Source organism: Saccharibacillus alkalitolerans (assembly GCF_011090185.1).
Classification (GTDB): Bacteria; Bacillota; Bacilli; order Paenibacillales; family Paenibacillaceae; genus Saccharibacillus; species Saccharibacillus alkalitolerans.
The window spans coordinates 91,391-117,276 of sequence record NZ_JAAFGS010000006.1 but is presented as its reverse complement, the minus strand read 5'-3'; the positions used below and the strand labels follow the sequence as shown (position 1 = coordinate 117,276).

Annotated in this window: 32 protein-coding genes; 4 read left to right on the top strand and 28 right to left on the bottom strand. The window is 59.7% G+C overall.

Annotation, left to right across the window (positions count from 1 at the left end):
* Window position 1: 1 nt before the first annotated feature.
* From GYN08_RS17005 to GYN08_RS16975, 7 genes are all read right to left on the bottom strand, one after another.
* Window positions 2–1,000, bottom strand: coding sequence for a GNAT family N-acetyltransferase (locus GYN08_RS17005; protein WP_166276589.1), 999 nt, complete (start codon window positions 998–1,000; stop codon window positions 2–4).
* A gap of 178 nt (window positions 1,001–1,178) precedes the next feature.
* On the bottom strand, window positions 1,179–2,441 hold the full coding sequence (locus tag GYN08_RS17000; RefSeq protein ID WP_166276587.1) for a metallophosphoesterase family protein: 1,263 nt from the start codon (window positions 2,439–2,441) through the stop codon (window positions 1,179–1,181).
* 80 nt (window positions 2,442–2,521) lie between these two features.
* Window positions 2,522–2,857, bottom strand: coding sequence for a DMT family transporter (locus tag GYN08_RS16995; protein WP_166276585.1), 336 nt, complete (start codon window positions 2,855–2,857; stop codon window positions 2,522–2,524).
* On the bottom strand, window positions 2,854–3,648 hold the full coding sequence (locus GYN08_RS16990) for an HAD family hydrolase (protein ID WP_166276583.1): 795 nt from the start codon (window positions 3,646–3,648) through the stop codon (window positions 2,854–2,856). The genes GYN08_RS16995 and GYN08_RS16990 overlap by 4 nt, the downstream gene beginning before the upstream one ends.
* A gap of 182 nt (window positions 3,649–3,830) precedes the next feature.
* A complete protein-coding gene (locus GYN08_RS16985; RefSeq protein WP_166276925.1) occupies window positions 3,831–5,183 on the bottom strand; it encodes an ABC transporter substrate-binding protein in 1,353 nt (450 codons plus the stop codon).
* A 109-nt stretch (window positions 5,184–5,292) separates the two neighbouring features.
* A complete protein-coding gene (locus tag GYN08_RS16980; protein ID WP_235946356.1) occupies window positions 5,293–6,216 on the bottom strand; it encodes a carbohydrate ABC transporter permease in 924 nt (307 codons plus the stop codon).
* Entirely contained in the window at window positions 6,213–7,091 is an 879-nt protein-coding gene (locus tag GYN08_RS16975) for a carbohydrate ABC transporter permease (protein ID WP_166276581.1), read from the bottom strand. The genes GYN08_RS16980 and GYN08_RS16975 overlap by 4 nt, the downstream gene beginning before the upstream one ends.
* A gap of 271 nt (window positions 7,092–7,362) precedes the next feature.
* Here GYN08_RS16975 and GYN08_RS16970 point away from each other — a divergent pair, with 271 nt between their 5' ends.
* Entirely contained in the window at window positions 7,363–7,968 is a 606-nt protein-coding gene (locus GYN08_RS16970) for a GbsR/MarR family transcriptional regulator (protein WP_328802970.1), read from the top strand.
* A gap of 521 nt (window positions 7,969–8,489) precedes the next feature.
* Here GYN08_RS16970 and GYN08_RS16965 read toward each other — a convergent pair.
* The 5 genes from GYN08_RS16965 to GYN08_RS16945 all read right to left on the bottom strand — a co-directional run bounded on the left by GYN08_RS16965 (window position 8,490) and on the right by GYN08_RS16945 (window position 11,747).
* Window positions 8,490–9,185 carry a Type 1 glutamine amidotransferase-like domain-containing protein gene (locus GYN08_RS16965; RefSeq protein WP_166276577.1) on the bottom strand — a complete coding sequence of 232 codons (696 nt, stop codon included), beginning with the start codon at window positions 9,183–9,185 and terminating at the stop codon, window positions 8,490–8,492.
* A 326-nt stretch (window positions 9,186–9,511) separates the two neighbouring features.
* Complete coding sequence (locus GYN08_RS16960; protein ID WP_235946355.1) at window positions 9,512–9,835, bottom strand: DUF3024 domain-containing protein; 324 nt, start codon at window positions 9,833–9,835, stop codon at window positions 9,512–9,514.
* Between the two features lie 53 nt (window positions 9,836–9,888).
* Window positions 9,889–10,359: a hypothetical protein gene (locus GYN08_RS16955; RefSeq protein WP_166276574.1), complete on the bottom strand. Its 471-nt coding sequence runs from the start codon at window positions 10,357–10,359 to the stop codon at window positions 9,889–9,891.
* A gap of 249 nt (window positions 10,360–10,608) precedes the next feature.
* The gene (locus tag GYN08_RS16950; protein ID WP_166276570.1) at window positions 10,609–11,172 is read right to left on the bottom strand and encodes a GNAT family N-acetyltransferase; all 564 of its coding nucleotides are present in this window, start codon (window positions 11,170–11,172) and stop codon (window positions 10,609–10,611) included.
* Window positions 11,169–11,747: a hypothetical protein gene (locus GYN08_RS16945; protein WP_166276567.1), complete on the bottom strand. Its 579-nt coding sequence runs from the start codon at window positions 11,745–11,747 to the stop codon at window positions 11,169–11,171. The genes GYN08_RS16950 and GYN08_RS16945 overlap by 4 nt, the downstream gene beginning before the upstream one ends.
* 205 nt (window positions 11,748–11,952) lie before the next feature.
* On the opposite strand from GYN08_RS16945, the gene GYN08_RS16940 reads away from it, so the two are divergent.
* A complete protein-coding gene (locus GYN08_RS16940; RefSeq protein ID WP_166276564.1) occupies window positions 11,953–14,178 on the top strand; it encodes a bifunctional alpha,alpha-trehalose-phosphate synthase (UDP-forming)/trehalose-phosphatase in 2,226 nt (741 codons plus the stop codon).
* A gap of 122 nt (window positions 14,179–14,300) precedes the next feature.
* Here the strand turns inward: GYN08_RS16940 and GYN08_RS16935 are convergent, their stop codons facing one another.
* Entirely contained in the window at window positions 14,301–14,753 is a 453-nt protein-coding gene (locus GYN08_RS16935) for a RidA family protein (protein ID WP_166276522.1), read from the bottom strand.
* Between the two features lie 164 nt (window positions 14,754–14,917).
* Here GYN08_RS16935 and GYN08_RS16930 point away from each other — a divergent pair, with 164 nt between their 5' ends.
* A complete protein-coding gene (locus GYN08_RS16930) occupies window positions 14,918–15,469 on the top strand; it encodes a shikimate kinase (RefSeq protein WP_166276519.1) in 552 nt (183 codons plus the stop codon).
* A gap of 80 nt (window positions 15,470–15,549) precedes the next feature.
* Here the strand turns inward: GYN08_RS16930 and GYN08_RS16925 are convergent, their stop codons facing one another.
* The 15 genes from GYN08_RS16925 to GYN08_RS16855 form a co-directional block, all read right to left on the bottom strand.
* Window positions 15,550–15,864 carry a hypothetical protein gene (locus GYN08_RS16925; RefSeq protein WP_166276516.1) on the bottom strand — a complete coding sequence of 105 codons (315 nt, stop codon included), beginning with the start codon at window positions 15,862–15,864 and terminating at the stop codon, window positions 15,550–15,552.
* Between the two features lie 40 nt (window positions 15,865–15,904).
* Window positions 15,905–16,696, bottom strand: a complete 792-nt coding sequence (locus tag GYN08_RS16920; RefSeq protein ID WP_166276509.1) for a lipid II flippase family protein — start codon at window positions 16,694–16,696, stop codon at window positions 15,905–15,907.
* Window positions 16,697–16,750: 54 nt separating this feature from the next.
* Window positions 16,751–17,167 (bottom strand): hypothetical protein, encoded by a 417-nt coding sequence (locus tag GYN08_RS16915; RefSeq protein WP_166276506.1) that lies wholly within the window; start codon window positions 17,165–17,167, stop codon window positions 16,751–16,753.
* A gap of 71 nt (window positions 17,168–17,238) precedes the next feature.
* On the bottom strand, window positions 17,239–17,892 hold the full coding sequence (locus GYN08_RS16910) for a hypothetical protein (RefSeq protein WP_166276503.1): 654 nt from the start codon (window positions 17,890–17,892) through the stop codon (window positions 17,239–17,241).
* 18 nt (window positions 17,893–17,910) lie between these two features.
* Window positions 17,911–19,041, bottom strand: a complete 1,131-nt coding sequence (locus GYN08_RS16905; protein WP_166276500.1) for a hypothetical protein — start codon at window positions 19,039–19,041, stop codon at window positions 17,911–17,913.
* Between the two features lie 123 nt (window positions 19,042–19,164).
* Window positions 19,165–19,626 carry a hypothetical protein gene (locus tag GYN08_RS16900; RefSeq protein ID WP_166276497.1) on the bottom strand — a complete coding sequence of 154 codons (462 nt, stop codon included), beginning with the start codon at window positions 19,624–19,626 and terminating at the stop codon, window positions 19,165–19,167.
* 46 nt (window positions 19,627–19,672) lie between these two features.
* Entirely contained in the window at window positions 19,673–20,035 is a 363-nt protein-coding gene (locus tag GYN08_RS16895) for a hypothetical protein (RefSeq protein ID WP_166276494.1), read from the bottom strand.
* Complete coding sequence (locus GYN08_RS16890) at window positions 20,032–20,517, bottom strand: NUDIX hydrolase (protein WP_166276491.1); 486 nt, start codon at window positions 20,515–20,517, stop codon at window positions 20,032–20,034. Before GYN08_RS16890 ends, GYN08_RS16895 begins: the two co-directional genes overlap by 4 nt.
* A gap of 48 nt (window positions 20,518–20,565) precedes the next feature.
* On the bottom strand, window positions 20,566–21,060 hold the full coding sequence (locus GYN08_RS16885; RefSeq protein WP_166276488.1) for an 8-oxo-dGTP diphosphatase: 495 nt from the start codon (window positions 21,058–21,060) through the stop codon (window positions 20,566–20,568).
* Window positions 21,061–21,161: 101 nt separating this feature from the next.
* Entirely contained in the window at window positions 21,162–21,476 is a 315-nt protein-coding gene (locus GYN08_RS16880) for a hypothetical protein (RefSeq protein WP_166276485.1), read from the bottom strand.
* Between the two features lie 77 nt (window positions 21,477–21,553).
* Window positions 21,554–21,874, bottom strand: coding sequence for a hypothetical protein (locus tag GYN08_RS16875; protein WP_166276482.1), 321 nt, complete (start codon window positions 21,872–21,874; stop codon window positions 21,554–21,556).
* Between the two features lie 138 nt (window positions 21,875–22,012).
* Window positions 22,013–22,417: a GNAT family N-acetyltransferase gene (locus GYN08_RS16870; protein ID WP_166276479.1), complete on the bottom strand. Its 405-nt coding sequence runs from the start codon at window positions 22,415–22,417 to the stop codon at window positions 22,013–22,015.
* A 3-nt stretch (window positions 22,418–22,420) separates the two neighbouring features.
* Entirely contained in the window at window positions 22,421–23,017 is a 597-nt protein-coding gene (locus GYN08_RS16865; protein WP_166276476.1) for a hypothetical protein, read from the bottom strand.
* A complete protein-coding gene (locus GYN08_RS16860; protein ID WP_166276473.1) occupies window positions 23,014–23,484 on the bottom strand; it encodes an HIT family protein in 471 nt (156 codons plus the stop codon). Before GYN08_RS16860 ends, GYN08_RS16865 begins: the two co-directional genes overlap by 4 nt.
* 114 nt (window positions 23,485–23,598) lie before the next feature.
* Window positions 23,599–24,198, bottom strand: a complete 600-nt coding sequence (locus GYN08_RS16855) for a GNAT family N-acetyltransferase (protein ID WP_408015076.1) — start codon at window positions 24,196–24,198, stop codon at window positions 23,599–23,601.
* Window positions 24,199–24,463: 265 nt separating this feature from the next.
* On the opposite strand from GYN08_RS16855, the gene pdxR reads away from it, so the two are divergent.
* On the top strand, window positions 24,464–25,864 hold the full coding sequence (gene pdxR / locus GYN08_RS16850; RefSeq protein ID WP_206023800.1) for a MocR-like pyridoxine biosynthesis transcription factor PdxR: 1,401 nt from the start codon (window positions 24,464–24,466) through the stop codon (window positions 25,862–25,864).
* The last annotated feature ends 22 nt before the right edge of the window (window positions 25,865–25,886 follow it).

Sequence of the window (25,886 nt, the reverse complement as noted above, 5' to 3'; positions counted from 1 at the left end):
CCTAATGCCGCTCCAGAAAAGCGCGCAGGATCGCCAGATCGCGGCAGCGGATAAAATGTCCCGAGTAACTCGCCGGCCGGTCGTTTTGCATCAGCTCCAGCGCGTCTTCCGGTTTCACCCATTTCGCCGCGAATCCGCCTTCCCGTTCTTCGTCGGTGAAGTTCGATTCGCCCGGGGAACCGACCACGCGAGCCGAATAGGCGTAAGAAAATTGAATCAGCCGGTAATCGGCGACGTATTCGGCCGTCATGCCGATCTCGCCCGTCACTTCGATCGACGCGCCGGCTTCTTCCTTCATCTCGCGCCGCAGCGCCGCGAAGACGTCTTCGCCTCCCTCGATCCCGCCTCCCGGCAGCTTATGGTAGCCGTCCTTCGCGACATGCATGAGCGCCATGCGGCCGGCATCGTCCAGCAGCACCGCGCGGGCGGCCTGACGCAGCGCGTACGCCGATTCGTCCGCGGCCGGCGGCGAACTTCCCTGTCCGAACAGATCGGCATCGCGAATTTCCCGCAGCAGCGGCAGCTTCGCGTAATCGAACAGGCAGAAATCGGACGCCGGATCGGGCCGGCTTTCTCCGACTTTTACGTAACCCGCTCTCGCGTAAAAGCGCTGATTGCGTACGCTGCCCGCCGGCGTATCCAGCGACCAGCCAACGGCCCGCGGATACCGCTGCTCGACGTTTTGCAGCGCGGCTTTGCCGATTCCGCGTCCGTGAAGTTCGGGATCGACGAACAGCGAACCGAGCCGGAACCGGCCTTCGCCCAGATCGAACACCCGGGCGCCGCCCGCAAGCCGTCCACCGGCCGTAACGGCGAGATAACTTCCGTCGTCGCGGCCTTCCTCATGCCAGGCGAGCGTCCCGATCCCGTCCGGCATGGCGCCGTAACGGCGAGCGTCTTCGGCAAAAGCTTCGACGGCGATCGTTCGCAGCGTCTCCAAATCGGCGGTTCGGACGGGCAGCAGTTCAACGGTCCACTCTTTTTCTTTTAACTTGGGCACGGCATTTCCTCCTTGGCTGTCTCGCGTATCGGAATAGGGCTTGGGCAGCGGGCCTGCCGCCACTTTTTCAGTATAACAAGGCGCCTCTGCCAAAACAGCCCAAAAAAGCACGCTCCCGATTCCCCGGGCGCATGCCTTTTTCTTCCTTGCTCGCAAGTTCGCTTAAACGGGAAGCCCGTCATGAATAACGCGGAGCCGCCGACTGCATGGAACGGCTGACGGGATAGCTCACCGCATACTCCGCTCCCTCGATCCAGCCCCGGTTGACGAAATCCCGTCCGCGCACGACGACCCGGTCCTCATGGATCTCGACCTGAAGCCCTTCGCTGCCTTCCAGATGCTCGTCCCGATCCGTCCAAAGATAGCCGACCGACGAAGCGTTGAACATCGTCGGCAGAGCGCCCCGCCCGTCGAACATCGTCCGCTTCGCTTGGATCTGCCAATGCGTGTGCCCGGTGAACAGGATCGCCTGCGGACAACCGGCCAAAATCTCTTTAAGCGCCGCATCTTGATTGACGCCGTGCCAGCCCTGCTCTTCCGTCGAACCCGCCACTGTGTTCTGCAGCGGCTGATGCAGGAACAGAAAGACCGGTCGGTCCGGCGAAGACTCTTCGGCCAACCGCTCCTTCAGCCAGGCCAATTGGGCCGGCGAAAGATCGCAGTCTTTCGGATGCGGACTCTCGCTGCCGAGAAAAACGAAATGATAGCCGCCGAGCCAGTGATCGTGGTACGGCGCGGCTTCCCCCGTCCCTTCGGCGAAGCGGCGCATCCGGCGCTCCCACAGCTCGCGGGCGCGGCGGTCCGCCTCCTCGGAACCGGACAACCGCGCGGCCATTCCCGCCAAGTCCAGTCCGATCGCCTCGGCGGCGGCCGCCAGAGACTCAGCCGCGTTCGGCGGCCGCTCTTCGTCGTCCGCGCTTCCCGCTTTTTCCGCTGCCGTCACGGGTGCGGCGGAAGCGGCGTCCGCGACGCTCTTTTTCTCTTCCTCTTCGCGGCTCTCGCCGCCGTCTCCGCCGGAAAAACGTCCGTCCAGCGCGTCTTCGATCTCGTATCCGGGCAGGGCGCTCAGATCGAGCGGCGTTCCGCCTTCTTCCCACAGCACCGCGCCGATATCGTGATTGCCGAGCGTGACGTACAGATCCGGCAGTCCCGCAGGACGTTCCCGCCAGATGCGGCGGAATTCGGCGTACTCCGCCGCCAGCCCGCGATCCGTCACGTCGCCGACGTGCATGAGGCCCAGGCTTCCTTCGCCGAAGGACGCAAGGTCTTCGAGCGCCGCTTCGAAGTGGCGGTTATGAACGTGATTCGCGTCGTCGCGGATATGGGTGTCCGTTACGACCTGGAAGGTCGCAAGCGGCCTGGTTTCGCCTTCGCCGGCTCGGCCGTTCCTATCCGCCGGCCGTCCCGCCTCCGTGCCGGACTGTTCTTCGTATCGTTCCATTCGTCATTCCTCCGTTGTCGGCTCGGGCCCGCAAGACGGACGCCCGCCGGTCTTATTTTTCAGGATCCACGTTTCCGTGCTCACGATTCGCTCCATTTCAATCCGACGATGCCGATCAGGATGAATCCCATCCAGACCAGGGAAGCCATCTTCAACCGTTCGCCGAAAAAGTAATGGCCGACCACGCCGATCATCGTAATGCCGACGCCCGACCAGATCGCGTAAGCGACGCCGAGCGGAATGTGCTTGACCGAGAAATTGAGCAGCGTAAAGCTGGCGCCGTAACAGGCGAACATAAATACCGAGGGCCACAGCCGGGCGAATCCGCCCGACACCTTCATCAGAATCGTTCCGCTCAGCTCCAGCGCGATCGCCAGCGCCAGCAGTCCCCAGCCGAGAGAAGCGTTCCCGCTCATCGTTTCACCGCGCTTTCGAGCAGCGATTCGAACGACGGCACCGTCAGATCGGCCAATTTCAGAGCACCCGGTTCGCCGATGCCGATCTTGAAGCCTGCCCCGGCCGCGCGCGCCATTTCCATGTCGCCGTCGGTGTCCCCGATCACGACCGTGCGCCTCGGACGCACGCCGAGCCGTTCGCAGGCCAGCAGGCACAGATCGGGAAACGGCTTGCCCCGCTCCGCCAGATCCGTGCCGATCACGGCGCCGAAATAGCCTTCGATGCCCAGCCAGCGAAGATGGCGCAGCGCGCTGTCCGTCTCGTCGGCCGTCACGACGGCCGTCGGGATGCCCAGATCGCGGCAGCGCTCCAAAAATTCCCGGACGCCCGGCAGCAGGCGCGCGGGGCGGACAAGCTCCATCTCTTCGTCCGCCCGTTCCAGACAATCGCGTACCGCGATTTTGGCTTCCGCCCAGGAAAGCCCGGCCCGATAGCCGTGCCAGATCAGAATCGCGCGGACTTCGTCCATCGTGCCCATCGCCAGCGGTCCCCGCTTGTCGTAACCGATCGTTCTGCCGGACGTCTCGTGCTCCGTCCCCCAGATCTGCGGCACTTTTTCCGGCGCGATGCCGAGCCTCCGTTCCGCCAGCAGCGTCCGGAAGCGGCTCAGCACCCGGTCCGACCAAAATCCCCACATTGCCGTAAAATCGAGCAGCGTTCCGTCCTTATCGAACAAAATCGCGTCCGCCCCGAATACGTCGAAATCCCTTTCCGATTTTCGATCCCCCGCTTCCGGCTTCCGATCTTCCATATCCGTATCCCCTCCCCGCTCCTTGATCCGCTCAAAAAGAAAACCGCAGGGCGGCGCGGCATGCGCGCTCCCTGCGGCCGGCAGGCTCTTCGGCGGCCAATGCGCGATTCCCCGCGCCGTCTCGCCTGCCCGCGCCTCTGCCCGCCGACCGGCCCGTATGCGCCGGCACGGCGGAGAACCGCTTATTTCGCGACGCGATCGAGCTCGCTCTGCGCCTTCGCCTGCGCTTCCTTCAGCGCCTTCTCGGCCGGCACGTTGTTGATCTGTACCTGGTCGGCGGCCACTTTCAGCGCGTCGGTAATTTTGCCGCCCGTCGGGTCCTGGAACGGAGCCGAGGCGTGCGAAGCCTGCTTCAGCGGAACGCCGATCTGCGGGTTCTTTTCGCTGAACGCTTTGAACGCCGGATCTTCGAGCGCCGATTGGCGCACGGCGATGTAACCGGTATTCATCGACCAGTCGGCCGTATTTTCCGGCTGCATGAAATACTTGAACCATTTGAACGCCGCCTGCTGCTGTTCCGGCGTCGCTTTTGCCGGGATGCCCGCCTGGATGGCGCTCGCGACCGGCTTGCCTTCGCCTACGCCTTCCCAGCCCGGCTGCTCCATCGCGGCCACGATGCCGAAGTCCAGATCGCCCTGGTCGCCGCTGGAACCGGTATAGCCGGCCGCTTGGCCTTTCATCACGTCGTCGATCGTTTTGTACCAATATTCCCAGCCTTGTCCGCCGGAATGGATTCGCATGATTTTGTCTTCATGAATCCATTTGCGGAACTGCTCCCACGTCTCGATCCATTCCGGGGAATCGATCGTGACCGTTTTGCCGTCTTCGCTCAGAACGCTGCCGCCGCGGCTGTATACGGCATCGGCCATGTTTTCGTAGCCCCACATCGGCTCCCAGCCGTAGAAGCTCGTCTTGCCGCCTTCCTGCTTCGCCATCTTCGCCGCGGCTTCGCCGAGCGCTTCCCACGTCGTCAGGCTCGCCGGATCGATGCCGTTTTCCTTCAGCGCGTCCTGTCTGTAGTACATGACCTGCGTCGTACCGTACATCGGCAGGAAAACCTGCTTGCCGTCCACCTTGCCCTGGTCGAGGAACGTCTGCACGAAGTCTTCGCTCTTGAATTCCGGATCGGCCGCGATCAGCTCGTCGAGCGAAGCGTAGTAGCCTTTGCGCGCCCAGTCGACGTTCGAGCTGAGCACGGCGGCCGGCACGCTGTTCGACGCGATCGCCGCCTGCAATTTTTGCTCCGTTTCCGTATAGTCCGCCTGGGCGATGCCTTTGACGACGACTTCGTCCTGGGAAGCGTTGAACGCGTCGATCTTCTTCTTCATGTTCTCGCCCAGGCTGCCGCCGAGTCCGTACCAGAATTCGATCTCGACCGGCTTGGCCGATTCCGCCGCCGCCGGCGTTCCGCTTGCGGCAGCGCTCGGCGTCTCGCCGGACTGGGAACCGCAGGCGGCCAGCAGGGTAAAGCTTGCGGCGAGCAGCACCGACATGCCGCCCTTCCAGCTCGGCTTTTTGCCCTCGGGCTTTTTCATGGCGAAACGTACTGCGTTCAGACCTTGTTTCATTCGTTTTTCTCCTCCAATGGGTGTGGGATATCCCTCTTTTTTATGAATGAATGGGTTGAATCCGTAAGGTGGACGATCAGCTCTTATTGACGCCGGCCGACATGTTGACGCTCTGCATGATCGTTTTCTGCGCGAAGGCGAACAGGATTAGCAGCGGCGCGATGGTGAAAGCGCTGGCGGCCATGATCTGCGGCCAGGCCAGCCCGTAGGCGCCGCCTTCGACGAAGAAGCTGCGCAGGCCCGCGGACACGAGCCGCAGATCCGGATCTTTCGTAATCAGCATCGGCCAGAAATAGTTGTTGTACTGGTCGATGAACGTGATCAGGATCATGACCGCGAACGACGAACGGATCAACGGCGCCATGATGGTCCACAGAATGCGGAAATGCGACGCGCCGTCCAGCTGTCCGGCTTCGACCAGCTCGTGGGACACCTGCAGGAACGCCTGCCTCAGCAGGAAGATCGAAAATACGCTGACGCAGTTGGACAGGATCAGTCCCGCATATGTATCCAGCAGATGCAGCTCGTTCAGGATCATATAGCTCGGCAGGTACACGGCCGTGCTCGGGATCATGTAGCCGATCAGAATGATCGCGGTAAACGCGCCTTTGAGCCGGAACTTCATATGGGTCAGCGCGTAAGCCATCATGCTGGCGTTGATCACCTGAAGCGCGCAGATCGAGACCGCCACGAAAATGCTGTTGAACATGTAGCGGGCGAACGGCGCGGAATTCCAGGCGTCCGCATAGTTGCTCCAGTTGACCGACTCCGGCCAGAACGTCGGCGGGAAGCGCCAAATTTCGTCGTTCGTTTTGAGACCGCTCGTGACCATCCAGTAGAACGGAAAAGCCATCGCCAGACTGATCAGCGCCAGCAGCGCATACCGTACGATCCGTCCGATTTGTTCTCCCGCGGGAACGGATTTCCGGCTGCGTTCGCGGCTGCCTTTTCGCTGAAGTTCCCGTTCCCGCTCCATTTTTCTCGCTTCGGTTATGTTCATGAGTAATGTACCAGGCGCCGGCTGAGCAGGAACGACAATCCCGACAGCAGAACGCAGATCAGAATGATGATGACGGCAATCGCGGAAGCTTCGCCGACGTTGAACGTTTCGAAAGCCGATTGATAATACATGTACAGCAGCGTGCGCGTGGAGCCGGCCGGGCCGCCCTGCGTCATGACGTTGATCTGGTCGTACGCCTGCAGCGACTGGATCGTCAGAATGATCGACAGGAACAAAGTGGTCGGCGAGATCAGCGGCAGCGTGATGCCCCGGAATTTGTCCCAGCCGCCCGCTCCGTCGATCGAAGCGGCTTCCAGCAGGTCGGCCGGCAGATTGCGCAGCGCGACGAGGTAGAACACCATCGACCAGCCGATCGACTTCCAGATCGTCACGATCATGACCGCCGCGAGCGCCCAGTTCGGGTCCTGCAGCCACCCGACCGGCGAGAGCCCCAGCCAGCCCAGCGCCAGATTCGCCAGGCCGACGTCGGGCTCGAAGATCCACGACCAGGCGATCGACACCGCGACCGTCGGCGTGACCCACGGCGAGAACATCATGGCCCGGAACAGCCCGGTCGAACGCAGCTTGCTGTTCATCAGCAGCGCCAGCGCGAGTCCGCCGACGATGATCGGAACGACCGTGCCCAGGCCGAACGTCAGCGTAACCTTGAGCGCTTGGTAGAAGTCGGCGTGCGTCAGCAGATAAGTGTAGTTGTCCAGGCCGACGAACAGCTTCTCCGGACTCATAAAGTCCCACTCGGTAAAACTCAGATAGACGATGTAGCCGAGCGGTCCGAGCCAGAAGATCAGCAGCGGGACCAGGGCCGGCAGCGTGAACAGAACCGCCTCCCCTTCCCGGAGTGTTTTCAGACGCAAAACCCCAACTCCCTTATGTTCAATTTTTTTTGATAAAAAGGTGAAAGACCAGGCATTATCGGGTTATTCGCTCTTATGTACAAAAATAATTGTACACTCGATTTGAAAAATGGGGATTATCGGTATGTTAAATTCTCGGACGGTCATGTAAAATATGAGGAAAGAAGACGAAACGGCGAGCGTAGAGGCACGGACGATAAAACGTCCTTTCCCGCTCGCCGAAACCTGTATGCGCATGCCCGATTTCAAAATTCGATTCAGGGGTGACATTGTGGACAAGGAATCCGCCGGCGCGGCCGGCTCTTCCGTACTGCCGGAGCGGCGGGAACTGCGGGAGAAAGTGATCGAAGCCATCGCGACGACGATGGATCTGTACGGGGTCAACCATTCGTTCGGCCAGCTCTACGGCATCATGTATTTCGAGGACCGGCCGATGACGCTGGAAGAAATGAAGGATTATATGAACATGAGCAAGAGCAACATGAGCTACGCGGTACGTTCGCTGACGGAATCGCAGATGATCTACAAACTCGACGAAAAAAAGGACCGCAGGGACCAGTACGTCGCCGAGACGGACTTTTTCCGCACGTTCCGCAACTTCTTCGGCGCCAAGCTGCAGCGGGAAGTCGACGTCATGCTGGCAAGCATCCGCGAGGTGACGCCCGACCTGTCGGCGATCGTGCTGGCGCGGCAGACGACGCCGGAAGAACGCGAGCAGGCGCTGCGCGACCTGCACAAGCTTCAGCATGCGGAGCAGTATTATAGGTGGCTGCAGGATTTTGTGGATCGGCTGCAGGGCGGGGAGATTTTCGGGACGGAGACGGGCGCCGAGGATAACTCCGAGGCGCCCGGCGGAAGGAAGCCGGAAACGGAGTAGCCGGCAGGAAGTGCGGCGGGCGAGGCGGGAGCGGCGAGGCGGAAGCGGCGAGGCGGGAGCGGCGAGGACGGAGCGGCGGCTGGAGCGTTTAGCGAAACGCTGGCGACGGAGGACTCTGCCCAGTCGACAGACAGACCAACCGACCGACAGCACCCATAACAAAGGCCCGTCCTCAGGGACGGACCTTTAACATGTCAAGATTCTCGGACTCGGCAGGGGAAGCAAAAATAAGTGCAGGAGAGCACTTATTTATGTCCAAAACCTATTTTTTAATCAAATAAGTGCGTATGAGCACTTATTTGGTGACTTTAGCCGTCTTTCGCTCCCATTTACGCAAAATAGCTGCTCTCCTGCATCTATTTTGATTTTTACCGATGATTTGCGCCAAATAACTGCTCTACTGCACTTATTTATGCCCTATTTAGCGCCGAGGCGTGCCGCGCAGCTGTTCCTATGCAGCTGTTCCGATTCGGCTGTGCTGCGGCGCATCAGACAATGCGACATCCGCATCGCCATCGGCCTCAGAAGAGCGGCTCGATTTCCAGCGCCGTCTCACTGACCTCGCCGTCAAGCGCTTCGACTCGGTACGCCCCGGCCCGCGGTCTCGAAGTCGCGACCCGGTACAGCTTCCCGTCCCGGTAATGCAGCGCGGCGCCGTCGTCGGCGGCGATTCCCGCGCCCACTTCTCCGGAGCGAAGCAGCGCATGATAAGCGGGGCGGCGTTCTTCCTCGCCGTCGTAGTGCGGGCAGTGGCTGCCGGACAGAATCCCGAGTCCCCGTATGCCGCCCAGTCGGCCCGTGACCGAATCGGTCACGCCTTCTTCGAACCAGCAGATCGATCCGGCGCTGAGTCCCGCCAGTACGATGCCTCGCTCGTACGCTTCGCGCAGGATGTCATTCAATCCCCATTCCCGCCAGAGCGCGAGCATGCTGCGGGTATTGCCGCCTCCGACGTAGATCACGTCCTGATCCAGCACCTCTTTTTCCAAGCCGCTTTCCGGCAGCTTGAACAGGGACAAATGCGACGGCTCGCAGGGAAGCGTGCGAAAAGCGGTATAGAATCGCTCGATATAACCCGGCGAGTCGCCGCTTGCCGTTCCTAAGAAACAGACTTTGGGCCGTTCGGCCGCGGACTGCTCCAATATGTACCGATCCAGCAGAAGATTCTCCGGCTCCATCGAGAAGCCTCCGCCGCCCATCGCGATAATCTGTTTCATCGTCATCGCCCCTCCCCTTCAAGTTCGCGTTCGCCGATCGCGCAGATCGGCCGACGAACGGCGCGAACGGGCAGCCGCCAGCCGCCCCGTTTAAACCGCCGCCCGGCCGTTCTGCCCGACACGCGGCTCCACTGCCCGACATGCGGCTTTACTGCCCGATACGCGGCTTTACTGCCCGACACGCGGCCCTACTGTCCGACACGCGGCTTTACTGCCCGATACACAGCTTTACTGCCCGACACGCGGCTCCACTGCCCGACACGCGGCCCTACTGCCCGACACGCGGCTTTTTCCCGGCCGCAGCCCCCGCGCTCGCAACGGAGAGCCTAAAAAATCCCCAGCTCGTTCCGCGTCACGCGGCCGAGCTGCAGCTCGAAATCTTCGCTCGCCGGAATCTCCGGCACGAGATGCCAGCGTCCGCCGCTGTCCAGCCCGTACACGCGCCAGCCTCCGGCGTCGAGCCGGAACTGCGCGACGGGAAGCTCGATCCAGCGCGTGCCGTCTTTCGACGGACGCTGCTCGACCAGCGTCACTTCGTCGCCTTCGAGCGCGTAACCGATGCTCCGCCGATTGCGCAGCTGCTCTTCGGCGGTGCTTTCCATATAATGCCGCATCACTTTCTCGATGCGCTTCTTCGTGAAATCATCCATCTTCGATCGGCCTCTCTTCTCTCTTCTCTCTCTCTTTTTCCTTCGGCGGCTCTTCACTCGCCCGCTTCGTTCTCAAGCGCCGGCGCAGGCTCTCCGCCGGCCGCTTCCAGCCGCGCCGCCAGCTCGCGCGCCAGCGCCGAAGCCGCGTCCTGCCGCCGGTAAGAACGCGGCGGCGTGTACCCGAACCGCTCCCGCAGCTCCGCGAGCGGCAGCGGTTCGATCTCCCGCACGGCCGATACCGGCAGCGCGAAGCCGCGCTCCAGGCCGTCGAAGTACCGGAACGTCTCTTCGAACGTTCCGGGCTCGTCCGCCTCGGCCAAGGCGGCCAGTTCCTCCGGCGTGCCGGCCAGCGGCCGGCCGAATGCCGCGTACGCGGCGATCGCCGAGACCGGCGCCGCCAGGTACAGAAAAGCGCCCGGCATTTCGCCGGACAGGCGACGGCGGAATTCGTGGCGCTTCGCGCCTTCCAGCAGCCGGGCATAAGGCCCGGGCCGAAGGCTCATCACGATCGGCCCGCCGCTCACCGCAGCCCTCCGCCGCGCAGCCCTTCTCGGCACCGCCCGGCACGCGCGCTTTTGAAGCTGCATGCAGGACGCTCGAGACGTCCCGGCTTCTCCTTGTCAATCCCGCTTCGTCGTGTCGTCATCCCCTGCCTCCTTAGTCCGCCTTCTCGGCTTCGCCTTCATGCTTCAGGATACCACTTCGTCCCCGGCTCGTTTCCTTCGTTCACCAATTTGTGACATTGAATCGACCGCGTGCCGAATAAGGCTGTCCTATTCCTCTCGTCCGTTCCTTCGCGGATTTCCCAGTGCGGCGGCCATCGTGATCGACGTGCCTTCCCGGCCGACTTCCTCGAAGCCGAACCGCCGGTACAGCTTCATCGCCGGACCGTTGCGCGGGTCGACGCTCAGCGATACCCGGCGCGCGCCCGTCTCGCGCAGCCCCGTCAGCAGTGCCCGCAGCAGCGCCGTTCCGATCCCTTGTCCCCGGCTGTCCGGCATCAGCGCCATGCCCAGTTCCGGCACGTCCGGCGCCACGCAGCCGTAGCCCGGATCGTCCGCCGCGAAATATCTCGCCGTCGCCGATCCGAGCGGCGTGCCGTCCGATCGTTCGGCGATTACGCCGAAATCTCCTTCCCGTCCCCAACCTTCCGCATACTTGCGCATGAAAGGCTCGTTCAGAACGGATCGATCGAACGGCGGCTCCCCTTCCGGCACGTACAGCGACCGGAACAGCATTTCCCGCAAGAAAGGAAGATCCCGCTCTTCGACAAGGCGAATCCGATAGTCGTTTTCGCCGCCCTCTCCTTTATCCGTTTCCTTCGCGTTCCCGCTCATCTTCGCTCTCCTTTCCTTTTCGTCCGCCATACAATGAAGCACACTCCCAACAGCACGACCGCTCCCCCAGCCCACAGCAGCGCGTTTCGTTCGCCCGTGTCCGAAGCTCCGCCGTCTCCCTGGAGCGCCGCCGCCCCGTACCTTGTTCCCGTTCCCAATTCTTTTAAGTCCGCGGCCGCCATCTCGTTATCCGGCATCAGTTTTCCCGAACGCCCGCAGTTGATCACGTCAAGGCGTTCCTGATTATCGTAAGCATAGATCAGATAGCGTTTGCCGGTCTCGAACCCGAACGAACAGCTGCCGAAATCGGAGTAGACCGTAACGTTCGCTTCGTCCACGCCCTTCCAGCTCTCGTCCGCTTTCATTTCCGCTTTGTAGTAAGCCTCGCTGCCTTTCCGCACGGTTTTGACGCTTTCGACCGTTCCCGCAAATACCGCCGCGGACTTCTCCATCGCCGCCCGCGCATTATCGGGTATGATGCAGCTGCACGCCGCCGCACGCCCCGGCGAAAATGCTGCAGCCCCTGATAGAACCAACAGGACAAAAACAAGCGCGACCCTTCCGATGTTCCGCATATCCGGCCTCCTTTTCGCTGACTTTTTTCATCTTCGGTTATCGGACGCCTCCCGCTTCTCAAACGTTACGAAAAGCCTGCAGATGCGCTTTGCCGCGTTCCGCCGCCGGGAATCTGAGTCTGAGCGCGCGGTTTCGGGTAATGAGTGAGGAATTTGTTTACCTTTATCATCCATTATTATTCAAGAAGGAGAGCTGGTCCAATCTATGAGTAAAACGATTTTTGTATCTAACCGTCTGCCCGTTACCGTAAGCAAAAGCGAATCCGGCCTGGACTATAAGGAAAGCATAGGCGGTCTGGCTACCGGACTTAAAAATTATCATGAACAGGGCGACACGATTTGGGCCGGCTGGCCGGGCGTGGCGAAGGACGAGCTGAGCGAAGAAGAAGTGTCCTCCGTCGCCTCCACCCTCAAAAATGATTATAAATGTCTCGCCGTTCCGCTGACATCGGAAGATATCGAAATGTATTACCACGGCTTCTGCAACGAAACGATCTGGCCGCTGTTCCACTACTTCACGAGCGCGGTCGAATACCGTTCGAAGACGTGGGAAGCTTACAAGCGCGTCAACCGTACCTTCTTCGAAGCCGTCGATCCGCTGATCGAAGAAGGCGACACGATTTGGATTCACGATTACCAGTTGATGCTGCTGCCGCAGATGATTCGGGAAAAGCATCCCGACGTCAAAATCGGCTTCTTCCTGCATATTCCGTTCCCTTCGTTCGAAATCTACCGTCTTCTGATCTGGCGCAACGAGCTGTTGGAAGGCCTGCTCGGCGCCAACCTGATCGGCTTCCACACGTACGACTATGTTCGCCACTTCCTCAGCACGGTGCGCCGCCTGCTCGGATACGAACATAATCTGTACAAAATTCAGTTCGAAACGCATCTCGCCCAAGTGGATGCTTTCCCGATGGGCATCGATTACGATTACTTCTCCAAGTCGCCGACCGAAGAGAACGTCTCGCAGGAATCGCTGGACTTCATCGAAAGCACCAAAGACCTGCGCAACATCATTTCCGTCGACCGGCTCGATTATACGAAAGGCATTCCCGACCGGATCAAGGCGTTCAAGCACTTCCTGGCCAAATATCCGGAGTATCACGAAAAAGTGCGTCTGAACTTGATCATCGCGCCTTCCCGCGTAGGCATCGAGAAATACGATAACCTCAAGCGCGAGATCGAAGAGCTGGTCAGCGAAGTGAACGGGGAATACGGAACGTTCAGCTGGATGCCGGTCTGGTTCTTCTTCCGTACCGTGTCCCAGGACGAATTGATCGCCTTCTACCGCAACAGCGACGTGCTGCTCGTGACGCCGCTGCGCGACGGCATGAATCTGGTCGCCAAAGAGTATGTCGCGTCGCGTACCGACAACAAAGGCATGCTCGTCATGAGCGAAACGGCCGGCGCGGCGAGCGAGCTCGGCGAAGCCGTCATCGTCAATCCGAACGACCACGAAGCGATCGCGAACGGGATCAAAATGGCGCTCGAGATGCCGGAAGACGACAAAATGGACCGCAACATAAATATGCACCGCCGCCTGTCCCGCTACAACGTGAAGTTCTGGGCGGAAGAATTCCTGAATACGCTCTGGAGCGCGCCGGAAGACCGCATTCCTACGGAACCGCTGGACAGACTGACTTCCGGTTCTTCGGACCTCGAAATCGCCTACCGGACGGCAAACAATCGAGTTCTGTTCCTCGACTACGACGGCACGCTCGTCGGCTTCAAGCCGACGCCGGATCAGGCCCGCCCGGACAAGGAACTTAAGCAGCTGCTGACCAAGCTGGCGGAAGATCCGAAGAACACGGTCGTCATCATCACCGGCCGCGACCGCTTCACGGCGGAGAAATGGCTGGGCGACCTTAACCTGACCATCGTCGCCGCGCACGGCCTCTGGCTGAGAGTGCCGGGTCAGGATTGGGTCATGACGCTCAACATGGACAACGAATGGAAAGAAACCATTCGCCCGATCATGGAAACGTACACCGACCGGACGCCGGGCTCCCTCATCGAAGAAAAAGATTATTCGATCGCTTGGCATTACCGTCAATCCGAACCGGAAATCGCCGGCATGAAGCGCAACGAACTGAAGGAAGCGCTCATGTCCGTTACCCAGTCGATGACGGTCGGCGTGCTGGACGGCAATAAAGTCATCGAGGTCAAAGACACCCGCGTCAACAAAGGCCACGGCGCGCATCTGGTGCTGAACCAGGGCGAGTACGACTTCGTATTCGGCGCCGGCGACGACCGGACGGACGAGGATATGTTCGCGGCGCTGCCGGAAGGCTCTTATTCCGTCAAGATCGGCAAGGAAGTGACGGCGGCCAAGTACCGGCTGAAGTCTTCCCGCGACATTCGCGGACTGCTGGGACGCTTCACGGAAGTGTCCGGCGAAGCGGCGGCGGAAAAAGCGACCGAAAGCAAGTAAGCGACAGAACGGGCAGAATTCGATACGAAAAACGAGCGTTCGGCCGAACGCTCGCCTACAAAAGAAGCCGCGCGGCTGCGCGGCTTCTTTTTATTGGGCTTCCGGATTTCCCGGTTACCCGATCATTCCACTTCGAATATCGAATCGACGATGATGGGCAGATTGTCCCGCACCGAGACGGCGCCGAACACGGATCGGGCATGCGCGCCGCGCTCGCCGAAGACGTCGGCCATCAGCTTCGAGCAGCCGTCCAGCACTTTGTGATGCTCTTCGAACTCCGCCGTCGCGTTGACGAATCCCTGCAGTTTGACCACGCGCTTGATTCGGTCGAGCGAACCGAGTTCGTCTCGCAGGACGGCCAGAATTTCGATCCCCGCCTGCCGGGCGAATTCGAATCCCTGTTCCGTCGAATACTCCCGGCCCAGCTTGCCCTTCGGCGCGCCGGACGGACCTTTGCCTGCGACGAACATCAGGCCGTTCACGCTGACCGCGTTGGCGTATGCCGCAGCCGGCGCGCTTCCTGCCGGCAGCGTAATGCCCAGACTTTCCAACCGTTTTTCAATCGTCTCCGTCATGCTTCATTCGTCTCCTTCGTCTCTCAAATATGCAAAGCATACATGTCGGCAAACTTCCATTATCGCGTCTCCTCCTCTGCTTCGCGCTCCCTTGCCGAAGATACGCCGGCGTCCTATAATGAACATACTGATTCCGTGCACAGCGGCAAAGGAGTAAGGTAATCATGACCAAGAGCATCCAAGTTCCTCTTAACCAGAAAAACATCATTTTGATCGGCTTCATGGGTGCGGGCAAAACGACGATCGGCCAACTGCTGGCCGAGAAGCTCGGCCGGGAGTTCCTCGACGCCGACCAGGAGATCGAACGCAGACACGGCATGCCGGTGACGGAGATCTTCAAATCGATGGGCGAACCCGTTTTTCGGCAGATGGAAAAAGAGTACCTCGTCGAGCTGTGCCGCACGTCGCGGGAAAAAGTCGTATCGCTCGGCGGCGGCTCGTTTATGCAGGATGAGATCCGGAACGCCTGTCTGGACAGCGGTATCGTCTATCATCTCGATTTGGACTGGGAATCGTGGCTGAAGCGGTTCGAAGCGCTGATCGACACCCGCCCGATTTTGCAGAGCAAGTCGCTCGAAGAAGTGCGGGCCTTGTTCGACAGCCGTAAGCTGATCTACGCCGATAACCATTACACGGTGGCGGTCGACCAGCTGAGCCCCGAAGAGATTGCCGAAAACATGGCGCGCCAGATCCGGGAAGGGCGGGAACGAGAGTAAACGTTACGCAAAAGGCGAGACTGCGCGGATTCCGCGCGGTGCTCGCCTTTTTCCCGTTCGGTCGCCGCCTTCATTCCTTATTAACGTTCGATCGCGATATGCAGCACGGCGCGACCGGCAGCGTCCATGTAGACATGAGCGCCGCCGATGTCGTCCGGAGTAACCTCCATCCAATTGTCGTCTTCCAGCTCGGCCGCATAGAAACGCACGACGATGCAGCCTCTCCCCTCGTATTCGTCTTCCCGCATCGAGATATGTACCTTGTTCACATCATAGCGATCCGCCCAGGACGTCCGCCGCACCGCCTCGATCGCCTTGAGCAGGAACGGAGTATACTTCTTGTCGATCTTCAGAAACGCTCTGTTTTCCGCGTCGTCCGGGTTCGCGCGCATCATGGCTTCTCCTCTCTTTCCGGTAAAAAGGGGTTGCTTCGCGTTAAATCAGCTTCACCGCGAACGCGATAAAGTAGGCGGCCGGCAGCAGCAGCGCTTGAGCCAGCAGCGTGCCCGCCAATCGGGAGCCCATCAGCAGGACGTAAACTTTGCCCAGCCGGTCGCGGTACGTCTCGTCGTTCATCGCTTTGTCCGTAATGAGGCCGACCTGCGGATCGATGAATACCGTAAGCAAAATGGTCGCGATCCCGTTGATGAGCCCGGACGACTGCGAAGCGGTCGTGCCCAGCTCGGGAACGAGGTAGGCCGCGTACAGCGACGCCAGCACGCCGACCGTGTAGATCGCGGTCACGAATACGTTGATCACGATAAAACGCTTGGAAATGCCCAGCAGGCGAAACGTGTTCCGGTTCAGCGACGGTCTGCGCAGGTAGTGACGCGTATTGCGCAGCTGGCCGATCGTGACGCTCGTCATCAGCTTCGGCAGCGAGCCGGCGACCTCCAGTTTGACGATCACCCTGCCCCACAGCAGCACGAACGTCGGAAACAGCAGGATCGCGATCGCCGTACCGAGCGAAGCCGCCAGCAGGATCATCTGCATATGGCCCAGCAGGCCGAACGTCGGATCGAGCTTGGCGGCGTCGACGAACTTGGCCGTCAGCGGCGCCTGGATCAAGTTAGCCGTCCGCGATACCAGCACCACAATGCCGGTCAGCGACAGCGCGACCGCCAGCTTGCCGATTTTCACGCCCGCGTAACGCAGCGAATACGACAGCGTTTCGGCGGCGTGAATGACGGTGGTCAGGATAAAAATCGTGATCAAATGGTTCAGCATATTCTTCTTCGCTCTCCCGTTACGGCGGCTTTCTTCGTTTTGCGTCAGTCGTCGTTATTTCTGCTCGGCTTCGCGGGCGGCCAGCCAATCTTTGCCGGTCTCCCAGCTTTGCTCTGCCCCTGCCGAAGCTTCTTCCCCGCCCAGCATATCCGCGCAGGCGCGGGCGAGAATCCATTCCTCCAGCCCGTCCTCCCGGCTGCGCGCGATTCGCTCGGTCATGTACACCAAGCCTTCTTCTCCGCTGCCGGCGATCCGGTCATACGCTTCCCGCTCCGCTTCGATATAAGTTCCGGGATTGCTCGACGCCATCGCGTCCGGATTGGTCACGATGACATGCAGATCGGACTCGATCTGCCGCGCCGCTCCCGAATCTCCGGCATTTTCGCCGCCGGGCAGGCAGCCGGCCAGAGAGAAGACCGCCGCTGCCGCGGCAATCGCCGCCATCCATTTCCGCATGCCGTTGATTTTCATCCTGCAGCCTCCTTTTGAATGCCCCGCTCCGCGGCACGCGCATCGAACTCGCCTTTACCTTTACTTCGGATTTACCGGGAATTGGCCTTCAACAGCTGCACCAGTTCGACCATGGATTTCTCGACGGCTTCCAGCTCCTCGTACAGCAGCGAGAACTTCTGCGTCGACTCGTCGAATTTCGCATCATCGTTTGTGTCCATCGCGTCCACATACAGCGCCGTCGCTTCGGCGCCGCTGCCCGCAATAGTCAGCATATCGCCCTGGAATCGATCGACTTTCTCCTGAAGTTCCGAAGACTCCAGCCGGGGCACGTCCGCCTGCTCCATCGTTTTCTTCATTTCCTCGAATCCGCTGTTCGCTTCTGCGAAACGGGCCCGAAGTTCAGCGTAGTCGACTTCGCCTTCGCCCGCTTCCAGTGCCTCTTCGATCGCCTGCGACCACTTCTGCATCAACGGATCGAGCGCCGTGATTCCGGGTTCGACCGCCGACATATACCGATCCATCAGCGCAAGGTCCGCCTGAGAGACAAAGCCCGGGGCGTTCGCTTTTTCGGCCGAATCGGACGTCCGCTGCGCTTCGTTTTGCGCCGCCTCGCCCTCGCCCGCTGCGGCCGTCTGCGTTGCTGCCTGCTTCGCGGGCGTTTCCGCCGACTCCTCTCCGCTTCCGCATGCCGCCAGAAGCAGCAGCGAAGCCGCGGCAGCGCTCATCCATAATTGCTTTTTCATTTCGTTTCCTCCGCTTTTCTAATTTCCGAGGTTCGCAAAATCTTTCGACGATTTTGTGACCTGCTCGCTTTCTTCGGACATCCGGTCAAAAAGGTCAACCGCTTGGTCCAGCTTGGATTGATCCCCGGTCTCGAGCGCTTCGACGATCAGCGCGGAGCCCTGTTCGCCGTACGAAAAAGCCGACTGCGTATGGCTGTGCATGTCGGAGAACTTTTCGTTCAGCATAGCCGAGCCGACCTGCGGAACCGAAAGTTTTCCGAATTCGCCGCTGAGTTTTTCGAAAGAAGCATGGATCGCGGTCCATTCTTCGTACATTTGGTTTACGTCGCCTTCGCCGCCCTGAAGGACCGTAAAAGCCTCTCTCAAGCGGATGCCCAGAGGCATAAGCTGCTCCATCAGCGCTCCGTATCGGGCCATGTAATCGTCCAATTTCCGCATATCGGCCTTGGACGTTTTGTTCAACTCCGCCTGAAGACTGCCCGACTCCTGTCCCTTAGGGCGATCTTCTTGATACGCTTCCCGGCTCCGCTCCTTCAACTGACCGAGCAGCACGCGCGAACGTTCCAACGCCTCTTCGATGCGTCCGTTCACTTCGGCCAGCCAGGCGACCGTGTCGGGATCGTCCGACTTCTCCGCCTCGGCCGCGGCTTCCGTGAGCTGCTGGCCCAATACGGCGGCCGAACGGATCTTTTCGTGCAGCTCGGTCAAGTCCTCATAGTCCGCGAACGAATTCAGCCTCGGAACCGGATTGGCGTCGAAGACAGTCTGGACGTTCAGGAAATCGGCTTTGATCCGGTCGAAATCGAACTGCTCCGCGGCTTGCGAAGGGGAGTGAATTTCCGTCAGCGTCGCGTCGAGCAGCTTGACCGCTTCCCGCGTTTTCATGAAATAAGCCGGAAACTGCTCGCGGTCTTCGTCGGTCAGAGACAGCTGCATCAGCGCGTCGAAATCGTCCAGCAGCGGAGCATGCTCTCCGTTCGATTTCCGGGCCGCCCCTTCCTTTTCTTGGGAAGACGTCTGCTTCACGGCGGCTCCCGTCTGGGGCTCTCCTGCCGTCGGCGACGCCTGCCGTTCTCCGCCGGCGCAGGCCGGCAGCAGCAGCAGCCCGCCCACGATCATACTTTTCACCCATACCGAATGCTTGTTCAAAACCTGACAACCCCTTTTTTTATGTATGCGTTCCGGCCCTATCTATGTAAGCCGGACGTTTCTTGATTGCTGCGGCATTCGCGGCGGCCGTTCCGTCGGCACCGTTCCGCCTGTTTGCCGTATTTACCACCCGCGTTCTTCCGCGAGCCAGCTCTCCACGCGCCGATGCCGTCCCAATCCGACCGTGTCGAATTCGTCGACCTCTCCTTCCGCGGCGGCGACGCCCAGCCGCTTCAGCGCATGGTTGATCGCTTTGGCGGTCCGGACTTCGCGCAGCAGCTCGCTTCCCGACTCCCACACGATGCAGGACTGGTCGCCCCAGCCTCCGAAGTAATCCGCCTCCACATAAGCGATACGGCCCTTCTGCGAAAGCTCGATGCCCAGCGCTTCGATCCGGTCCGTCAAAATATCCCAGAGTTCGATCAAGCCGCCTTCGCCCGCATTGATCTCGTCCTCCAGCTTCTCGCCCAGCGGAACGGTGAACCATCCGCCGGTCAGCTCCAGCACCCTGGCGTGGCGCAGCCGTTCGGCCGCGGCGTTCAGCACGTCCGCCGAGCCGATAAACCCTTGATACGTATAGCCCATCGCGCACTCTCCCCGCCTTCGATTGCTTTCCGCGCCGCGAGACCCTCTATGCGCGCCGGCGCTCTTTGCGGGTCAACCAGTTTCGCACCGGCACCAGAATCAGCGGCGGAAGCAGAATGAACAGCCCGTAAAACACATAAGCGAACGGCAGCCAATCCCGCGTTTCTTGGACGCTGCCCATCCGCATGTAGTCGACCTCCGTCGTCCAGAGCAGAACGGAAGCGACAAGAAGCAGCAGATTGGACAGCAGGACGTAGCCGATATTTTTCCACAGCACGCAGTAGACCAGCATGGCGAATACCGCCTCGATCCAGAACGCTTCCGGCGTCCAGACGAAGAGGCTGCCGACCATTACCGCATACAGCACCGCAAGTCCGACCTGCAGCCGAGCGTTTTCGTGAATTTTCATGTTCGAGGCTCCTTCGGTCCGTGTGTTTGTCCGGCAGACTTCGTTTTCAGATAAGCGGCCAGCACCGGGCGATCCGCCGGGTTGACGTCTTCGGGCAGTTCGTCCGGGCGGAAAACCCGCAGCTCCGAACTTTCTTCCCCGTCGGCGGCCGCTTCCCCGCGCGGATCGGCGCAGCGGTACGCCGCAATGACGTTGTAGACCTCGTCCCAGTGCGGATAGCGATAGTACAGCTCCTCGCCCGAGAACACGCCGAGCAGCTCCAGTTCTCCGGCTTCCAGCCCCGTCTCCTCCATCAGCTCGCGCCGCGCCACCTGTTCCATCGACTCTCCCGGTTCAAGCGAGCCGCCGGGCAGACCCCAGCAGCCGTTGTCGGTCCTTTTTTGCAGCAGGATGCCGCCGTCCTTCTCCGCGATGACGCAGGCCCCCGCCATGATCAGCGGACGGCTGCCGACAAGCTTGCGCAGCTCCATGATGTAGCCCATTCTTTCACCTGCTTCTTTTTCGTTCTCGTTCGCTTCGCAAACCGGCGTTCAAGTCCGCTTCGTCGCTTCCTCGAGCATGATCTCCGTGTCTTCGTCATAGATTTTATGCACTTCGAAAGTCCCTTCCTCGAAAAAGAGCGGAAAGCGCCGCGCGAACCAGTCCTGCATCGGATAATTCGCCGCTTCCGCGATCGGAATCCATCTCAGTTCCCCTTCCGGGGGATTCGCGAGCAGCTCTCCCTCGAACGAAGACGTCACATAGTTAAAGACCATGTAGCGGAAATTCCGTTTGGGATCGACGTATTCGTCCAGCCCTTTATAGACAAGATCCGTGACGTTCAGACCCGTTTCCTCTCTCACTTCGCGCGCCGCGCCTTCGGTCGGACGCTCCGGAAATTCCAGTTTCCCGCCAGGCGCGATCCAACCCGGAAACCCTTTGGCGGACGGGCGGTTCAGCAGCAGCACCTTGTCTCCGTCGCGGACGAGGCACATCGTGTAGAGCGCGATTTGCGGTTCCTGCACGGTATCGGACTTATCGGACATGATGAATATCCTTCTTTCTGTTCAAAATCGAAACGCAGTAGGGCGGGTGAAACATTCTCGCCGGCAGCGCTTATTTCGCCTCGGATACGCCGCCGTTCTTCTTACTGCCCTCCAAACGGCCATTCCCCTTCCGTCCATTCGGTCGGCGCTTCGCCGACCGGGAAAAACTTCGTCCAATACTGCGCCGTCTGCCGATCGAAAATGACGGCGCTGCTCTCGTTGACGCTCACGAACTCGTACCGGTTCATTTCCGCTCCGCTCCCGGAAGAGACGGAGGGCGGGAAAGAAGTGCCCAAATTGCGCAGCGCCTCGTTACGTTCGCTCTCGAAATAGCCTTGAATCAGGCCGAACAGGGCGAAGCCGACCACGATCGACCCGCCTATGATCCAACTTGACTTCGTATTTTTGTTATCCATGCTGTCTCCTCTCGCTGCTCATTGATTCGTCTCGGCGCATTCGGCGCCGGATTCCGCTTCTTTCGGCGCTTCCGGTTCTAGGACCGGCCGCCGTTCTCCCGCTTCTCCAGCTCCGCTTCCGTCTGCCGGTCGATCTGCTCGCGCTCTTCGTCACCGAGCGTATCGGCGCGCCGGACTTCGCGGTCAAGATCGTAGCGCTTCTCTTCTTCCTGCTCCATCAATCCCAGGTGCCGCCGAATTTCTTCCATGCCGGCATGCAGCTCCTGCGTGCGGCGATAATTCGCGACGCCTACGGCAAACACGATCCCGATCACGACCACGATTCCCAGACCTCCCGGCGTATACAAGGCGACCACCGCTCCCGCCAGCGCCAGGCCGACCATATAAAAGAATGACATCGTCTGCGGCTCCTCTCTGATTAAGGTTGGAGTCAAAAGTTTCCTTAACGTGATAAACGTCTTCCGGACCGCGGCCGTTACGGAACCGAGAAAAATTCTCCGCCTGCCGGAAGCGATCGGATTCGGCGCCGCGTTCGCTCAGCCGCCGGTCCTTTTTCGCGCCATGAATCTGTCCGCGTCCCGCTCGAACCCGTACGCTTCGTACAGGCCGTGCGCGTCCGCCGTGCGGAGATAGCCGGACAGATTGCGCAGCTCCTCGTGTCCGACGATCGCTTCGACCAGCCGTTTGCCGAGTCCTTCCCCGCGAAAACGTTCGTCGATCAGAAGATCGCACAAATAGTACATCGTCGCTCCGTCCGTCACCGCGCGCGCGAAGCCGATCTGCTCCCCGTTCCGGTACAGGCCGAAACACATGGAGTTGGCGATAGAGACGCGAATAATCTCCTCGTCTCTCCCGGCGGCCCAGTAGCTGACGTCCAGCATTCGCTTGATCGCGCCGAGCTGAAGCAGACCCTTATCCGTGCTGATGACGATGTCCGGCATCCTTTATCCCTCCCCATCGAAATACGCGCCGTACCGCTCCAGCAGGCCGGCGGCGGTCACTTCGTCTTCTTCCGCAAACGAAATTTCTTCCCGGTCGATCTGGTACAGCTTCGCGCCGAATTCCTCTTCCGTCAGCCTGCGCAGCAGATTCATCAATTCCTCGTCGAAGTCGAATTCCGCGATCAGGCGGTTCGTTTCTTTTTCGAAACGCCAATTACCGGGGAGCGCCTTCCCGATCGCGCATGCTTCCGCCGGCAGCACGGCCGCGACGCGGGTCAGTTCCATATCGTCCATATCCGCCAGTTCACGCCCGATTCGGGCATTCCGCCGCCGCAGATTACGCCAGTGTTCCAGCGTCAATTCTTCGCCCTCTTCGTCGTCCAGCAGCCGTACTTCGCCGCCCAGCGCACGAATCTTCCGGATAATCCCGTCAATCTCTCCGCTGCGTTCTTCGTCGAACGAATCGAAGGCGAGCAGCGGTTCCCCGGTTTCCAGACGGCGTTTCAGCTCGGCCATCCCCAGCCCGGTCGCTCTTCGCAGCGGCGGGATGAAGGGAACGAACGAGCCTGCGGGAGCGACTTGCAGCAGCAGTCTCGTCATCCTGCTCCTCCTATGTCAGAAGCCTCCCGCCGCAGTGCGGCATACAGCTTCCTTTTCAGCTCGGCCAGTTCGGCTTCGTCGGGTCTGACCTCGTCGGCGTACATCTCCTCGCGCTTCGTCCACCAGACGGGATGGCGCGGACTCGGCTCCGTCAGCCTGCGGGGAAAAAGATGCCAGTGCAGATGCGCGTCGCCGTTGCCGAGCAGCTCGTAGTTCATCTTGTCCGCGCCGAACGCGCGATGCGCCGCTTCGGCGACCTGACTCATTTCGATCAAATATCGCTCCTTGAACGACGGCTCCAAATGATGCAGCTCGCTCTTATGCTCTTTGCACAGAAACAGCGTATATCCTTTGAAATATTGATGGTCCCCGATGACGACATACCCCGTCTCGAGTTCCGCCACGAAGTAAGGGTTGTTTCCCTTCTTGATCGCTTCGATCCGGCCGCAAATCAGGCAATCGTCCATGCTCGCGATCTCCTTCCCGCTATAAGACTGAACTTCCACATTTTCCGTCCTACCATTATTGCACAAAAAAAAGACAGCCCCGAACAAGCGGGAGCCGTCTTGCGAATCCTTCGTTTACGTATCGATCTTCCGCAAAGGCGAGATTTGATTGCCGTGCTCGTCGAAATTGCGGTCCGACAGCCAATTTTCGAATCGGTTCTTCAAGTCTGGCCATTCCTTGTCGATGATCGAGAACCAGGACGTGTCCCGGTTTCTTTTTTTGTATACGAGCGCCTGCCTGAAAGTCCCCTCGTATCGGAATCCTAACCTTAAAGCCGCCTTTTTGGACGAAGCGTTCAAGCTGTCGCACTTCCATTCGTAACGCCGATACCGCAGTTCTTCGAACACGTAACGCGCCAGCAGAAATTGAGCCTCGGTAGCCGTTCGGGTTCTTTTCAACCGTTCCGAATACACGACATGTCCGACTTCGATCGAACTGTGTTCCGTATTGATCCGCATTAACGCAAAACAGCCGACGGCTTCGCCGCTTTCGTTGTCGACGATTGCGAAGGAATACGGGTCTTCGGCATTGATGAGTTTGGCCAAATGTCCCGCAAAATCCGGTTCGGAAGCAAACTTTTCGATCGGCAGATAGGTCCACTGCTTGTCGTCGCTGCCGGGCCCGTAAACGTTCCGGTACAGATCGTCAAAATGTTTCTCGGATACTTTTTCCAATGTGCAAAACCTGCCTCTTATTACGTGCGACGTCGGGAAGAGAGCAGCTTGATAGTCTTCCGCCGCTTCGCCGATTTCCTGCCCGAGTGAGTTCGTTCGCATCTCGTTTCCCCGCCTTCCTGTCGGATAAGCGCGATTTTCGCGGATAGCTTCAAAACGTCGTCGCTTTTCCGCACGCTTCTGATAAAATGACTTTAAAGAATTTCTGTGCATCGAAAAAGTGCCAGAATCGAAAAAATCAATAGGGACAGGTGGAGAATGCGCCATGGAAATCACGCCGTTTTTACAACGAGAATCGCCCGAACCGCTGTACGGCCAACTCTGCGATTGGATCAGGAAAGAGATCGAAGAAGGCAGGCTGCTGCCGGGCATGAAAATGCCGTCGATCCGTCATCTGATGACGCACTTGAAGGTCAGCCGAAACACGATCGAAACGGCTTATCAGCAGCTTCAGTCGGAAGGATACCTCGAAAGCATTCCCAAACGCGGGATATGGGTCGCCGAAATAGAGAAGCCTTTACTGCCTATGAGCGCGGCGGAGCGGGAGGAATACGTTCGTCCGGAAAACGGGAACGCAGGCGAAAGGATCGTCGATTTCAAATACGGCACCGTCGATCCGCACAAGTTTCCTTTGAAGCATTGGAAAAAAGCTTTGGCGGACGCGGCCGATCAAATGCTTCAGTACGGCGATAACCAGGGCGAACCCGAGCTGAGGAGAGAGATCTCCAACTATCTGCTCCAGTCCAGAGGCGTGCGCTGCACGCCGGAACAGATCGTCGTAACGTCCGGGACGCAGGCCTCCGTGACGTTGATCTGCCGGCTGTTGGAGCTTCGGGGGAAAACCGCCGCCATGGAGGAACCCGGTTATTACCGAACCCGTTCGGTGCTAAAAGACCAGGGATGCCGCATAGCGCCCGTGCCTCTCGAAAAAGACGGATTATCCGTGCAAGCTGTCGAAAGAAGCGGCGCAGATGCCGTCTACGTCACCCCTTCCCACCAATTCCCGTTCGGCATGATTATGTCCGTTTCCAAAAGGATGCGTCTGCTCAAATGGGCTTACCGAACGGGCGGATATATTATCGAGGACGATTACGACAGCGAGTTCAGGTACCAGGGACAGCCGATTCCTTCGCTCAAATCTTTGGACGAACAGGAAAGGGTGATTTACCTCGGCACGTTTTCCAAGTCGTTCCTGCCTTCCGCCCGGCTAAGTTATCTTGTCCTGCCGCCTTCTCTTACGGTTCGATATTCGCGGAAGTTTGCCCATTACCACCAATCCGCTTCTCCCGTTATTCAAAAAGCGATCGCCGGGTTTATGCAGAGCGGCGAATTCGAAAAACATATCCGAAGAATGCGCAAAGCGTACCACCGAAAACATCAGGCTTTGCTGAAAAGCATCAAGCAGTACATGGGATCTCAAGCGGACATCGTCGGAGAAAAATCCGGTCTGCATATTTTGCTGAAATTGAACAACGCATCCGCTTTCGAGACTGCCGAAAAAGCGCTGCAAAAAGGCGTCAAGGTCCATTCCCTGTCCGACTATTGGTCGGAGCCGAACGCCGAAGCCGATGGTTACCTCATGCTCGGATTCGGCGGCCTGTCCGCCGAAGACATCGAAACCGGAATCCGATCGCTCGCCGCATGTCTGCCGCACACCGCGCGATAGAGCCTAACGCCGGCCATTTTGA